Genomic DNA, 12778 nt, shown 5'->3' on the forward strand with positions numbered 1-12778 from the left:
GCTGACCACGCTGGCCGCTGGGGGCGGCGAGCGGAAGGCGGGTCGGACGATCTCGGACGGGCTCGGACTACTGACCGGAGACCGGCCCCAGCATCGCCCGGACGGCGGTCGCGATCAGCTCCGACGGCGACCCCGTGCCGTACGGGGACGGGATCTCGCGCAACGCCGCGCGGTGCCCCTCCACGTCGTCGAGCCAGGCCAGCACGGCGCTGCCGACCGCCGGGCCGGGCGGGACGAGGGTGCCGAACGTGCCCTCGATCTCCGGGCGTTCGGTGCTGCGCCGCACGACCACGACGGGCCGCTTCAGGACGCTGACCTCCTCCTGGATGCCGCCCGAGTCGGACACGATCACGGCGGAGGCGTGCGCGAGGGCCAGGAAGGCCCGGTACGGCTGGGGTTCGATGACCTGGAGGCCGTGCAGCAGCCCGTCCAGGCCGAACGCGGTGACGCGCTGGGCGGTGCGGGGGTGCAGCGGCAGCACGACCGGCAGCGGCAGCCGGCCCAGTTCCCGCAGGACGATCTCGAGGTTGGTGGCGTCGTCCACGTTCTCCGGGCGGTGGATCGTGGCGAGCACGTACCGGTCGTGCTTCAGGCCGAGGTCGCCCAGGACGGCGTCCTGCTCGTCGTGGCCGGGCAACGCGTGGGCGAGCGCCTCGACGACGGTGTTGCCGGTGACGGCGATGCGGCTGTCGGCGACGCCCTCGGACAGGAGGTTGGTGCGGTTCAACGACGTCGGCGCGCAGCAGAGGTCGGAGAGGTGGTCGATGAGGACGCGGTTGTGCTCCTCGGGCATCGCGCGGTCGTAGCTGCGCAGGCCCGCCTCGACGTGCACGAGCGGCACGTCGCAGGCGTTGGCGGCCAGGGCTCCCGCGAGCGCGGACGTCGTGTCGCCCTGCACGATGACGGCCGCGGGCCGTTCGGCGGCGAGCACCTCGTCCACGGCGGAGACCGCGCGGCCGAGCTGGTCACCCCGGCGCAGGCCGCCGAGCCGCAGTTCGTGGAAGCCGCCCGGTTCCGGCACATCACGGCGGATGAGCGAGTACATCGAGCGGTCGTAGTGCTGGCCGGTGTAGATCATGGTGCACGCGCTGCCGAAGTGTTCGACGAGCGGCGCGAGTTTGATCAGTTCCGGTCTTGTGCCGCAGACGATCGTCACGGTGTTCGTTTCCCGCACCGCGGCAAGGTACTTCACCGATCTTGACCGAACCGGGCAAATGCCGCCCACGTTCACTCGAAAGAGTTGCCTGGGATATCGCTCGAAAGTGTTGCGTCCCAAGCGTGTCGTACTGTCCGGCCCCATGTCCGGTCATCTGGCCCTCGTCGTGTCCACCGTCCTGTACGGCCTGGGGATAGTCGCGCAGACCGTCGCCGCGCGCAGGGCCGACGAACGTCCCGGCGCCGGGGTGGGCCTGCTCGCCCGGCTCGCGTCGGATCGCCTGTACCTGCTGGGTTTCACCGGTCAGGTCGGCGGTTTCCTGTTCGCGTTCCTGGCCCGCGAGGACCTGCCGCTGTACCTGGTGCAGGCGGGGTCGTCGAGCGCGGTGGGGCTCGCGACGGTGATCGGCGTGCTGCTGCTCGGCTGGCGCATCCAGCGGGTCGAGATCGCGGTGCTGGTGGTGATGGCGTGCGGCCTGCTGCTGCTGACGGGCGCGGCCGCCCCGTCGACCGCCCGCGAACTGCCGCTCGTGCCCGCCCTGGTGGTGCTGGGGGTGCTGACCCTGGCGGTGCTGCCGCTCGCGCGCACGTTCCGGGCCTTGACGCCCGTGCTGGCCGGCCTCGCGTTCGCCGTCGTGGCGGTGGCCGCGCGCAACGTCGCCGGCAAGCCGTTGCTCGACCTGCTGCTGCACCCGCTGACGTGGGTGATGGTGCTCGGCGCGTTCGTCGGGCAGGCGTGCCTCGCGACGGCGTTGCAGCGCGGTTCGGCGACGTCGGCGGTGGCGTCGATGGACGCGACGACCGTGGTGATCAGCTCCGCGGCCGGGCTCGCGTTGATGGGCGACCAGATCACGCCCGGCCGCGAGTGGTGGGTCGCGCTCGGCGTGCTGCTGGTGGTGTCCGGCGTGCTGGTGCTGGGGTCGGTGTCGGCGCGCGCGTCCGCTCTCGTGCCGGTGGGTGAGCGGTGAAGCCGGTCGCGAGCGTCTCGCTGGACCTCGACAACCTGTGGGCGTACCTGCGCACGCACGGCGACCCCTCCTGGGAGAGCAGGCCGAGTTTCCTCGGTTCGGCGGTGCCGCGGTTGCTCGACGTGCTGGGCGAACAGCGGTTGACCACAACGGTGTTCGTCGTGGGCGCGGACGCCGAACGGGATGACGGCGCCGCCGCGGTGTCGTCGCTGGCCGCCGCCGGGCACGAGATCGCGAACCACTCGTTCTGGCACCAGCCGTGGCTGCACCGCTTCTCCGACGAGGAGGTCGAGAAGGAGGTCCTGCGCGCCGAGGAGGCGATCATGGCCGCCGGTGCGCCGAAGCCCGTGGGGTTCCGCGGTCCCGGTTACAGCGTGACGCCCGCGTTGCTGGACGTGTTGCGGCGCCGTGGTTATTCCTACGACGCGAGCGTGCTGCCGACGTGGATCGGGCCGCTCGCGCGGGCGTACCACAACCGCACGGCCGGTGCGACGGACGGCGGCGAGGACCTGTTCGGCGGTTTCGGCAAGGTGCGCTCGCCCAACACCGCCTTCCGGTGGCGGGGCGGCGTGGTCGAGCTGCCGGTGACGACGATGCCGTTGCTCCGTGTGCCGATCCACGGCGCCTACCTGCTGCAGCTGCACCAGGTCTCGCCGCGGCTGGCTCGTGCGTACTTCTCCTCGGCGCTGCGCTTGTGCCTGCTGCGCAAGGTCTCCCCGTCGTTGCTGCTGCACCCGACCGACGTGCTGTCCGGCGCCGAGGCCCCCGGGATGGAGTTCTTCCCCGGTATGGCGGTGCCCGGCGCGTCGAAGGTCGCGTTGCTCGGCTGGGTGTTGTCGTTGCTGCGCAAGCACTTCGACGTCGTCGGCACCGGCGCCCACGTCGCGCGGCTGGCCCGTCTGCGCGAACGGGATCCGGTCGCATGCTGACGGTCCTGCTGCGTGTCCTCGCCTGCGGGACCGTGGCGCTGGCCCCGTTGGAGGGCTACCTGCTGCAGGTGCACGGCCAGTCGGCCAAGGTGGTGCCCGCGCTGCTGATCGGCGTGTGGCTGGTTTCGCTGGCGCGCCGGCGCCGTCTGCCCGCGCCGCACCCGTTGCACCTGCTGATCGCGTTGCTGGCGGTGGTGCTGCTCGCGACGTCCGCCGTGCACGTGGCCGAACCGTTCACGGTGGAGTACCTGGTGCGCTGGGTGCCGTTCCTGGTGATCACGGTGGTGCTGGCCGACGTGGCGGCGCGCGAGGTGCCGGTGCGGTGGCTGCTGGCGGCGACCGTGGCGGGCGCCGTCGTGGCCGCTGCCGGTGGGTTGTACAGCGTGGTCAGCGGGTCGTTGCGCGCCACCGGGCCGTTGGAGGATCCGAACGACCTGGCGTTCTTCCTGGTGGCCGCGTTGCCCCTGCTGGTGGCGTTGCCCGCGCGGGGACGAGTCGCGTGGCTGGTGCTGGGTGCCGTTCTGGTGGCCGGGGCGGCGGCGACGTTCTCGCGCGGCGGCGGCATCGCGCTGGGTTGTGCCCTGGTGTGGCTGATCGCGCGGCGTGGCCTGCCGGTGCGCGCGGTGGTCGTGACGGCGGCGGTCACGGGGGTGGCGGCTCTGGTGTTCGCCTCCGCCGCACAGGCCGAGCTGGCGCGGGCGTTGCAGGAGAAGAGCCACATCGCGGGCACCAACGCCGACACCAGGATGCTGCGCTGGCAGGCGGCCTCGCGGATGCTCGCCGACAACCCGGTGCTCGGGGTGGGGCCGGGCGGGTTCCGGCAGGAGTACGCGGCGGCCGGGCACAACGCGGAGATCGACGAGCAGACGCCGGTGGCGCACAACCTGTTCCTGGAGGTGGCGGCGGAGCTGGGGATTCCAGGCTTCCTGCTGCTGGTGGGGCTGATCGCGGTGGGGTTCGTGGCGTCGGAACGGGCGTGGCGGCGTGCGGGGGCCGCCGGGCCGGTGGCGCTGGACGAGGGCGGCGGGGCTGGGCGGCGAGTGACCGTCGGCGCTGGGGCTGCCGTGTGTGGCGGCTGGACCGGGGAGCGAGCGGCCATCGGCACCGGGGCTGCCGCTGGTGGAGGCTGGGCCGGGCAGCAAGCGGCCGTCGGCGCTGGAGCTGGTGTGGCTGGAGGCCGGGCTGGGCAGCGGGAAGCCGTCGGCGCTGGGGCTGCTGCCGGTGCGGGCTGGGCCGCGCGACGCCGGGCCGTTGCGGCACGAGCTGCCCTTCAGCGCGAAGCCGTGGCCGTGCAGGCCGCTCTCATCGCCGTGCTGGTCGCCTCCATCTTCCTGTCCGAGCAGTACTACCTGCCGCTGTGGTCCCTCATCGCGATCGCGGTGGCCCTCGAGCAGCGTTCCTCGAAGGAGAGCCGATGCGCGTCCTCCACGTGATCAGCGAGATGGGCGCGGGCGGCGCGGAGGCGCTCGTCGCGGGCATGGCGACGGCCGGTGGTGACGTCGGCTGGGAGTCCGCGGTGGCCTGCGGTGGCGGGTTCCGCGTGGAGGCGTTGAAGGCCGCGGGCGTTCCCGTGTTCGACGTGCCGGTGGCCCGGCGGTCGCCGGTCGGGGTGCTGAAGGCCGCGGCGGCGGTGCGGGTGGCGGTGCGGCGGTTCCGGCCGGACGTCGTGCTGGCGCACAACGTCTCCGCGTCGTTGGTGGCGCGGTTGGCCTCGCCGCGGCGGAAGGTCGTCACCGTGTTCCACGGCGTGGCCGAGGGTGAGGTGCGGTCGGCCGCCGGGGTGCTCAACCGGGTGTCGTCGTTGGTCGTGACGGTGGCGGACGCTGCCGCACGCAAACTCACCGACGCCGGGCTGAAGCACGTTGAGGTGATCCCCAACGCGGTGTTCCCCACCGTGCCGTCCGCGGATCGGGCGACGGTGCGGGCGCGGCTCGGCACCGGCGTGACCGTGCCGGTGGCGTTGTGCCCGGCTCGGCTGGAGCCGCAGAAGCGGCACGACGTGCTGCTGGAGGCGTGGGCCCAGGTTCCCGGCGACGCCGAGCTGTGGCTGGCCGGGGACGGGAGCCTGCGGGCCGAGCTGGAGGCGAAGGCGCCCAGCCGGGTGCGGTTCCTGGGGACGCGCACCGACGTGCGGGACCTGCTGGAGGCGGCCGACGTCACCGTGCTCACCAGCGACTGGGAGGGCATGCCGATCGCGCTGCTCGAGTCGCTGGCGGCGAACCGTCCCGTGGTCGCGTCCGATGTGGACGGAGTGCGGGAGGTGCTGGCCGGGGGCGGTGGCGTGCTGGTGCCCCGCCGCAGCCCGGCGCAGACCGCGAAAGCCCTGCGCGGCCTGCTGTTCTCGCCCGCCGCCCGTTCGGTGGCCGCGTCGCACGACGGCTCGGCCGACGCGCACACCTTGATGAAGTCCTACGACGAACTGCTTCGTACCGTCCTGGAGGGACGATGAAGGCTCCCAGAGCTCTGGTGGAAGGCCTGGTCGCCGGCGTGCTGGTCGGCGCGGCCGTGTTGGCGGCCGTGGCGATGCGCGACGGCGTGACCGAGGGACGGCTGGCGCTGCTGGCCACCCCGGCGGCACCCGACAGCGCCCAGTTCGGCGAGGTGACGTCCCTGGCCGCACCCGCAGTGGTGCAGCTGGTGCGCAGCCCCTCGGTGCTGGACGAGGCGGCGAAGGCGGCCGAGACCACCCCCGAACGGCTGGCCGACGCCATCGCCGTCGAACTGGTACCCGCCTCGGGCGTGGCCCGCATCTCGGTGCGCGCCGACTCGGCCGAACACGCGGACCGTGCCGTCACGGCGGTGGCGCAGGCCGTGATCGACGCGGACCTGCTGGCACCGGCGGCGAAGTTCCGCCTGCTGGACCCGCGTCCCGAGACGAGCCAGGTGTCCCCGGACCTGCGCCTCGCCACGGGCCTGGCGCTCGTCGCGGCGGTGATCGCGGGCGTGGCCGTCTTCGCGTTGCGGCGCCTGCGGTCCAACCCGGTGCGCGCGGCGCTCGCCAGCTCCGGCATCGCCCACCCCGTGGTCATCGCGAACGACGACGACCCGGGCCTCACCGATCGCCTCACCGCTCTGTGCGTGGCGGCGGCACGGCCGGTGAAGGTGCTCGCGGCGAGCCCGGAGTTGAGGGAACGCGCGGAGAGCATCGCGATGTCGTTGCCCGACAAGGCCTCCGAGCCCGCCGAGGGAACGGCCGTGATCGCGGTGACCTCCCGGCACAGGCGTGACGACCTGGCGCCCGCGCTCGCGGTGCTGCCGGCGTCGTCGGTGCTGGTCGCGGTGGTGCTGGCATGACGCCCGCGACCGAGGCACGCCAGGCGGGGGTGCCGGAGCAGGCCCGCCCGGCAGCCGCCGCCCCCAAGCCCGCCACCACCGCACCCCCGGCAGGGGTCACCGCCTCCAAGCCCGTCCCCACCAAGCCTGCTGCCACAGCGCTCAAACCGGCCACCGCCGCGCCCAGGCCAGCGGCCGCCTCACCCAAGCCCGCCGCCACCGCCAAGCCGCAGCCGTCGCCCGCCGCACCCAAGCCCGCCGCACCCAAGCCTGCCGCCGCCAAGCCCGCTGCACCCAAGCTCGCTGCACCCAAGCTCGCTGCCGCACCCGAACCACCCCGCCCGGCTGCCGACGACGCCGACGACCTCAGCTCCGTCACCGGCGTGATCAGCAAGGCCGACTACCGCAAGCTCACCGCCACCCCGGTGCACTGGCCCGTCGCGGTCGTCGCGCTCAGCGCCCTCGCCGGTCTCGCCGCACTGGCCGCTCTGGTCGCCCTCGCCGCCACCTCGATCATCGTGGCGGTGGTGCCGGAATGATCACCACCACCAACCGGGCCGGCCTCGCCAGGACCATCGGGGTCGTCCTCGTCGCGTTCGCCGGAGCGCTCAGCGCCGTCCGGGCCCTCAAGCCGAGTTGGGAGGTACCGCTCCCCACGGAGCAGAACCTGCCGGAAGAACGCATGCAGGACTTCCGCGACGCGTTGTACTTCCCCGTCCGGGAGTTGCTCAACGGCGGCAACCCCTACGACCCGGCCGTGATGTTCGACCACTGGCCGGTGCGGCAGAACTTCAACCTCTACCAGCCCTACCACCTGGTGCTGCACCTGCCGTTCGCGCTGCCCGAGTACCGGGTCGGCGCGGTGGCGTTCGCCCTCGCCTGCCTCGTGCTCCTCGTCGGGCTCGCGGTCATGGCGGCGGGCCGGGCGAAGCTGCCACTCGTGGCGGGCACGGTGGTGATCGGCACGCTGCTGGTCACGAGCCAGGTCGGCAAGGCCCAGCTGTACGTCGGGCAGGTCAACCCGCTGATCGCGGTCGGCGCGGCCGGGGCGTTGCTGTTGCGCACGAAGAGTCCGGCGTGGGCGGCGACGGCGTTGGCGCTGGCGTGGCTGAAGCCGCAGTTCGGGTTGCCGCTGGCACTGCTGCTGTTCGTCCGGGGTGACCGGAAGGTCGCCCTGATGGGGACGGGTATCGCGGCGCTCGCCAGCCTGCCGGTGGCGGCACTGCTCGTCGTCCGCGGTGGCGGGATCGGGGCGTTCCTCGACGTCGTCGACCGCAACCTCGCCTGGGCGAGCCACACCGGTTACGGCGCGGTCGACTCCATGACGGCGCAACGGATCGACCTGCCCGCGGTGTTCTTCCGCACGACCGGGTGGCTGCCACCGGCCGCCGAACCGGTGGCGCTGCTGGGAGTCCTCGCCGCGACCGCACTGCTCGCGCGGCGGCTCGACCGGACGGAGAACGGGTCCGTAGTCGCGGACCTGCTCATCTGCCTCGGCATCGTCGTGGCGCTGGTGCACCAGCCGGGCGACGTGCTGATCGCGGTGCCGGCGATGACGGCGTTGGCCGTGCTGGCGTGGCAGAACCGGCGAGACGCCCACTGGCGGTGGGCCGGCGTCGCGACGTTGCTGCTCGCGGTTCCGTTCGCGCACCTGTACTTCGTCAACGAGGCCATCAGGGCCACGCTCGGGGCACGCGCCGACGTGACGGTGGACGGGATCGCGGTGGTGGCGGCCTGGGTCGTGCTGGTGGTGTTCGCGCTGCGGCACGTGCGGCGCGCGGCATGACGGACGTGGCGGTGCGGGGGTCGTTGTGGCTCTTCGCGGTCAACCTGGTGAGCAAGAGCAGCCAGATCGTGGTGACCCTCGCGCTCGCCCTGTTCCTCACCGAGGCCGACCTCGGCGCGGTGGCACTGGTCGTGTCGGTCGTCAACATCGGCCAGGTCGTCCAGGCGATGGGCGTCTACGACATCGTCAGCCGCACGACCCGTGATCCGTTGCGCACAGCCGGGACGGTGCTCACGATGAGCGTCGCGGCGGGCACCGCCCTCACGGTGATCATCCTCGTCACGGCGAACCCGCTCGCCGCGGCGCTGGGAGCACCAGAGGCCGCCGGGATGTTGCGGCTCGCCGCGCTCACCCTGCCTTTCACGGCGGCGGGCGGGGTGCAGATGGCGTTGATGCACCGCGACCTCGACTTCCGCCGCCGCATGCTGCCCGACGCGGGCGGCATGCTCGTCGGGGCCGCGGTCACGGTCACCCTGGCCGCACGGGGAACCGGGCCCACGGCGCTGGTGATCGGCCTGCTCTGCACCGCGATCGCCCAGCCCGTGCTGGCCGCCCTCGCCGGCACCCGCATCCGCCCGACCTGGGACCGGGACGCTGCCGGCGAAGCGTCGAGGTGGCTCGCCGTGGTCGGGCCGGGCGCGCTCATCGCCGTCCTGCTGATCAACGTCGACTACCTCGCCCTGGGCCACGTCCTCGGCCCGGAGGCGGTCGGCGGCTACTCGCTCGCGTTCCGGATCGCCTGGGTGCCCTACATCATGATCGCGGTCGTGCTGGGCGGTGTGCTGTTCCCGCTCTGCGCCGAGCTGGTCCGAAGTGGACAGCGGGACCGACTCCCGGACACCCTGCGCCGCTTCACCGTCGCGACCCTCGTGATCACCGGCGGCCTGTACGTCACGGTCGCCCTGTCCGCGCACGGGATCGTGGTCCTCGGCCAGCAGTGGGCGGACGCGGCACGGGTCCTCGCGCTGCTCTGCGGGTACGGCCTCGGCCTCGGCCTGCTGCACGTCTGGTACCAGACGATCAGGGCCGCCGGGCACGCCCGCCAGTACCTCGCCCTCGAAGCCACCCACCTCGTCACGCTGCTGACCGCCCTGGTCTTCACGACCGAACGCGGCCCCGCGGCCGTGGCGGCCACCCAGCTCGCCGTGGTGTGGCTGCTCGTACCGCTGACCTGGCTGGTCCTGCACGCCCACGGCCTCGCGTTCCCCCTCCCGGGCAAGGCGCTCGCCGGCGTCGCCGGAGCCGCAATCGCTTGCGCGGCACTCGACGCCGTCCTCCCGGACAGCACCACCCTCCCCGGCCTGATCGCCACCGGGCTGCTGCTGCTCGGCACCTACTGCGCGATCGCCCTCCCCCTCAACCGCACCGTCCTCATCGGACTGAAGGAGCGCGCGTGAAGGTCGTCCACGTGACGCAGCCGGTCGAGGCCGGGGTCGCCGCCGTCGTCCTCGACCTCGCCACCGAGCAGAAACGGCGGGGCTGGGACGTCAGCATCGCCTGCCCGCCGACCGGCTGGCTGCCCCGGCAGGCCGGGAAGGCCGGCATCCCGCTGCACCCCTGGCAGGCCACCCGCGTCCCGGGACCGGGCACCGCCCGTGAGCTCCTCGCCCTCCGCGAGATCCTCCGCGGCCAGGACGTCGTCCACCTGCACAGCTCGAAAGCGGGACTGGCCAGGCTGGTCCTGCGGGGCCGCACCCCGACGATCTTCCAGCCGCACCTCTGGTCGTTCCGCGTCGCCACCGGCCTGCTCAGCAGGGCCAGCCGGTTCTGGGAGGCCAGGGCGTCGCGCTGGACCACGATGCTGCTCTGCGTCAGCGACGACGAACTCGAAGCGGGTCGCGCGGCACGCGTCACCGCACCGGCCGAGGTCATCTGCAACGGCGTCGACACGCAACGCCTCCGGCCCCAGCCGAAACCGCACGACACCCCCACGGCGGTGTGCGTCGGCAGGCTCGCCCACCAGAAGGGCCAGGACCTCCTGCTCGAAGCCTGGCCCCGGGTGCTCGCCGAGGTCCCGGACGCCGAACTGGTCATCGTCGGCGACGGCCCGATGGCGGCCCGGCTCAAGGCCGCGAAACCCCGCCACACCCACTGGCACGGCCACAGCAGCGACGTAGCCCGGCACTACGCCAACGCCGACGTCGTCGTCCTCCCGTCCCGCGCCGAAGGCATGGCGCTGGTCCCGCTGGAGGCGATGGCCTGCGGACGTTCCGTCGTCGCGTTCGACGTCGAAGGCGTCCGGCAGAGCCTCGGCGACGCGGGCGAGGTCGTGCCGCAACTGGACACCGCGGCCCTGGCGCAAGCGATTGCGCACCGGCTGAAGGACCCGGAACTCGCCGCCACCGAAGGAAAACGCGGCCGCGTCCGCGCCGAGACCCTGTTCGACAAAGACCACATGACCAGCCGGATCGTGACGCTCACCGAGAAGCTGGTCGCCGAGAGAGGACCACGATGACACGGATCGCCTACCTGCTGACACAGGACAGCGGTGGCCCGGTGGACGTGACGGTGCGCCTGGCCGCCGCACTGGCCAAGTCGGGCGACGCCGAGGTGCGCGTGTTCGGCCCGCGCCCGAGGCGGAGCGCCGAGCTGATCGACCCGTTCTTCGAAGAGACCCTGGTGCTGCGCAAGGGCGACATGGCCGCCGCCCGGCAGGCGCGCGCCGCGATCAAGGCGTGGCGGCCGGACGTCGTGCACGCGCAGGACCGCCGCTCGGGCCTCGTCAGCGCGGCGCTCGCCACCAGCACCAAGATCGTGCACACCTACCACGGCGTCCCGGACGAGGTGGCCGAACCGTGGTTCCGCAACGTCCGCGGCGCCACCCCTCCCCCGCCCTACACGAGGGCCGTGCTGGCCGCCGACGCCGCCGTCGCCCGCGTCGTGCACCGGACGGTCGTGCCCGCCAGGGAGATGGGCCGGTTCCTGCGCGAACGCCTCTACGTGCCGCCACACCGCATGACGCACATCGACAACTGCGTCGAGGTCGGTGCCGCGAACCCGCCCGCGAAACCCGTCCGCAAGCTGGTGTTCGTCGGTCTCCTGGTGGAACGCAAGGGGTTGCTCGACCTGCTCGACGCCCTCGAAACGACCATGCCCGAGGACGCCACCCTCACCGTCGTCGGCGACGGTCCACAAAGGATGCAGGCGGAGGGCCGGGTCACCCGGCGCGGCCTCGCGGACCGGGTGACGTTCCTCGGCTTCCGCAGCGACGTCCCCGAACTGCTGCTGGAGCACGACGCGCTGGTCCTGCCGTCCACGATGGAACAGCAGCCGCTGGTCGTCGCGGAGGCGATGGCGGCCGGCAAGCCCGTGATCGCCACGGACACCGGTGGTGTCGCGGACATGCTCGGCATCCCCGGCGACGACTGCCCCCGGCCCGGCGACGTCGGCGCGCTGGCGGCCAAGCTCCGCACGCTCTTCGCCGACCCCGACCCCGCGAGCACCGGGCAGCGCCTCGCCACCAGGGCACGGGAGCGGTTCACGCCCGAGGTCTGCGCGCGCCGGCACCTCGACCTCTACCGCAAGCTCACCGCTTCGGGCCGTTGACCAGCACCACGGCGTCGGCCGACGGCAGGTCCAGCTGCGCGGGCACCGTCTCGCCGCGCAATGTCACGAGGCCCGGCGGGGGCGTCAGCAGCACGGACGTCTTCGTCGGGTTCACGGCCACCCACCCGCCCGAGTAGCGCCGGTTCCACACCCCGTTCGGCAGGCGGTTGGCCGTCTCGACCGCCTCGCCGAGCCGTGCGTCCTGGTAGATCGACCAGTACGGGTTCTTGTAGTCGGGTTGCGCGCGCGTCCAGCACGTGTGGGGGCTCGCGAGGAGCGCGGCCGAGGCGTACCCGACGCGTTCTTCCTTGTCCGACTTGGTGTGCGTGATGAGCAGCAGCCACGACTCGCCGAGCGCGGCCTGCGCGCGCTGCTCCTTGAACTGGTTGCCCTGGAACGTGATCAGCTCACCGGTGCCGTCGTCGCCCTGCAGGCCGAAGTTCTCCTCCATCGCGCCCGCGTACCGCGAGTGCGCGGACCAGCGGCCGGGGGTGAGCTGCGACTCGGACACGTTGGGGATCAGCATCTTGCCGGACTTCTCCAGGGCGTCCCCGGTGAGCTGGAGCATGCCGTCGAGGCCGTCGCGCAGCAGCCGGTCCGTGCCCGCGGGGTCGGCGGTCCCCGCGATCACCCCGGACGAGTAGTACCTGAGCGAGCTGAAGTCGTTGTCCGCCAGCACGCCGTCCCAGCCCTCGCGCAGCACCTCGCTGACGACCGCGTCCGCCCAGGCCTTCTGGTAGGCCGGGTCCCACACCGTCATCTGCCAGTGCTTCGGGTAGCCGTCCCACTCGATGCGCTGCCCGAGCGTGTTGATCGCGAACCACGACGGCTGCGTCTGTTCGGCCGCGTGGTACCCGACGCCGGTGGGCAGGTACTTCGCGTCCCGGTCGCCCTCGACCGCGCCGAAGTAGTTGCGGGTGCTGGAGAAGTCCTTGTAGACCAGGACCTTGACCTTGGGGTTCAGCTCGTGGAGCTTGCGCATGGCCGCCGTCTCCCACGCGTTGAGCACGACGACGTCGTAGTGCTTCGCGGCGGCCCTGATCTCCCACGGGTTGGGCGAGTCGCCGATCGCGTACCACCAGGCGCAGGGTGCGAGCGCCCTCGGCACCGGACCCGTGATG

Annotated in this window: 12 protein-coding genes; 10 read left to right on the plus strand and 2 right to left on the minus strand. The window is 72.9% G+C overall.

Going from position 1 to position 12778, the window contains the following annotated elements; genetic code table 11:
• Nucleotides 1-67: 67 nt before the first annotated feature.
• Complete coding sequence (wecB, locus tag QSK25_RS33770; protein ID WP_285644346.1) at nucleotides 68-1174, minus strand: non-hydrolyzing UDP-N-acetylglucosamine 2-epimerase; 1107 nt, start codon at nucleotides 1172-1174, stop codon at nucleotides 68-70.
• A gap of 124 nt (nucleotides 1175-1298) precedes the next feature.
• On the opposite strand from wecB, the gene QSK25_RS33775 reads away from it, so the two are divergent.
• From QSK25_RS33775 to QSK25_RS33820, 10 genes are read left to right on the plus strand one after another with little or no spacing between them, the layout of a single operon-like run.
• Nucleotides 1299-2123 carry a hypothetical protein gene (locus tag QSK25_RS33775; RefSeq protein ID WP_285644347.1) on the plus strand — a complete coding sequence of 275 codons (825 nt, stop codon included), beginning with the start codon at nucleotides 1299-1301 and terminating at the stop codon, nucleotides 2121-2123.
• Nucleotides 2120-3052 (plus strand): polysaccharide deacetylase family protein, encoded by a 933-nt coding sequence (locus tag QSK25_RS33780; RefSeq protein WP_285644348.1) that lies wholly within the window; start codon nucleotides 2120-2122, stop codon nucleotides 3050-3052. Before QSK25_RS33775 ends, QSK25_RS33780 begins: the two co-directional genes overlap by 4 nt.
• A complete protein-coding gene (locus QSK25_RS33785; protein ID WP_285644349.1) occupies nucleotides 3046-4485 on the plus strand; it encodes an O-antigen ligase family protein in 1440 nt (479 codons plus the stop codon). Before QSK25_RS33780 ends, QSK25_RS33785 begins: the two co-directional genes overlap by 7 nt.
• A complete protein-coding gene (locus tag QSK25_RS33790; protein ID WP_285644350.1) occupies nucleotides 4467-5501 on the plus strand; it encodes a glycosyltransferase in 1035 nt (344 codons plus the stop codon). The genes QSK25_RS33785 and QSK25_RS33790 overlap by 19 nt, the downstream gene beginning before the upstream one ends.
• Nucleotides 5498-6346 carry a YveK family protein gene (locus QSK25_RS33795; protein WP_285644352.1) on the plus strand — a complete coding sequence of 283 codons (849 nt, stop codon included), beginning with the start codon at nucleotides 5498-5500 and terminating at the stop codon, nucleotides 6344-6346. The genes QSK25_RS33790 and QSK25_RS33795 overlap by 4 nt, the downstream gene beginning before the upstream one ends.
• Complete coding sequence (locus tag QSK25_RS33800; protein WP_285644354.1) at nucleotides 6343-6864, plus strand: hypothetical protein; 522 nt, start codon at nucleotides 6343-6345, stop codon at nucleotides 6862-6864. Before QSK25_RS33795 ends, QSK25_RS33800 begins: the two co-directional genes overlap by 4 nt.
• On the plus strand, nucleotides 6861-8111 hold the full coding sequence (locus tag QSK25_RS33805) for a glycosyltransferase family 87 protein (RefSeq protein WP_285644359.1): 1251 nt from the start codon (nucleotides 6861-6863) through the stop codon (nucleotides 8109-8111). The genes QSK25_RS33800 and QSK25_RS33805 overlap by 4 nt, the downstream gene beginning before the upstream one ends.
• Nucleotides 8108-9508: an oligosaccharide flippase family protein gene (locus tag QSK25_RS33810; RefSeq protein ID WP_285644361.1), complete on the plus strand. Its 1401-nt coding sequence runs from the start codon at nucleotides 8108-8110 to the stop codon at nucleotides 9506-9508. Before QSK25_RS33805 ends, QSK25_RS33810 begins: the two co-directional genes overlap by 4 nt.
• Nucleotides 9505-10566 (plus strand): glycosyltransferase, encoded by a 1062-nt coding sequence (locus tag QSK25_RS33815; protein WP_285644363.1) that lies wholly within the window; start codon nucleotides 9505-9507, stop codon nucleotides 10564-10566. The genes QSK25_RS33810 and QSK25_RS33815 overlap by 4 nt, the downstream gene beginning before the upstream one ends.
• Nucleotides 10563-11657 carry a glycosyltransferase family 4 protein gene (locus QSK25_RS33820; RefSeq protein ID WP_285644365.1) on the plus strand — a complete coding sequence of 365 codons (1095 nt, stop codon included), beginning with the start codon at nucleotides 10563-10565 and terminating at the stop codon, nucleotides 11655-11657. The genes QSK25_RS33815 and QSK25_RS33820 overlap by 4 nt, the downstream gene beginning before the upstream one ends.
• On the opposite strand, the gene QSK25_RS33825 is transcribed toward QSK25_RS33820, so the two are convergent.
• A complete protein-coding gene (locus QSK25_RS33825; RefSeq protein WP_285644367.1) occupies nucleotides 11638-12765 on the minus strand; it encodes a putative glycoside hydrolase family 15 protein in 1128 nt (375 codons plus the stop codon). The two genes, QSK25_RS33820 and QSK25_RS33825, sit on opposite strands and share 20 nt — an antisense overlap.
• Between the last annotated feature and the right edge of the window lie 13 nt (nucleotides 12766-12778).

Source organism: Lentzea sp. NBRC 102530, from assembly GCF_030269365.1.
Lineage (GTDB): Bacteria > Actinomycetota > Actinomycetes > Mycobacteriales > Pseudonocardiaceae > Lentzea.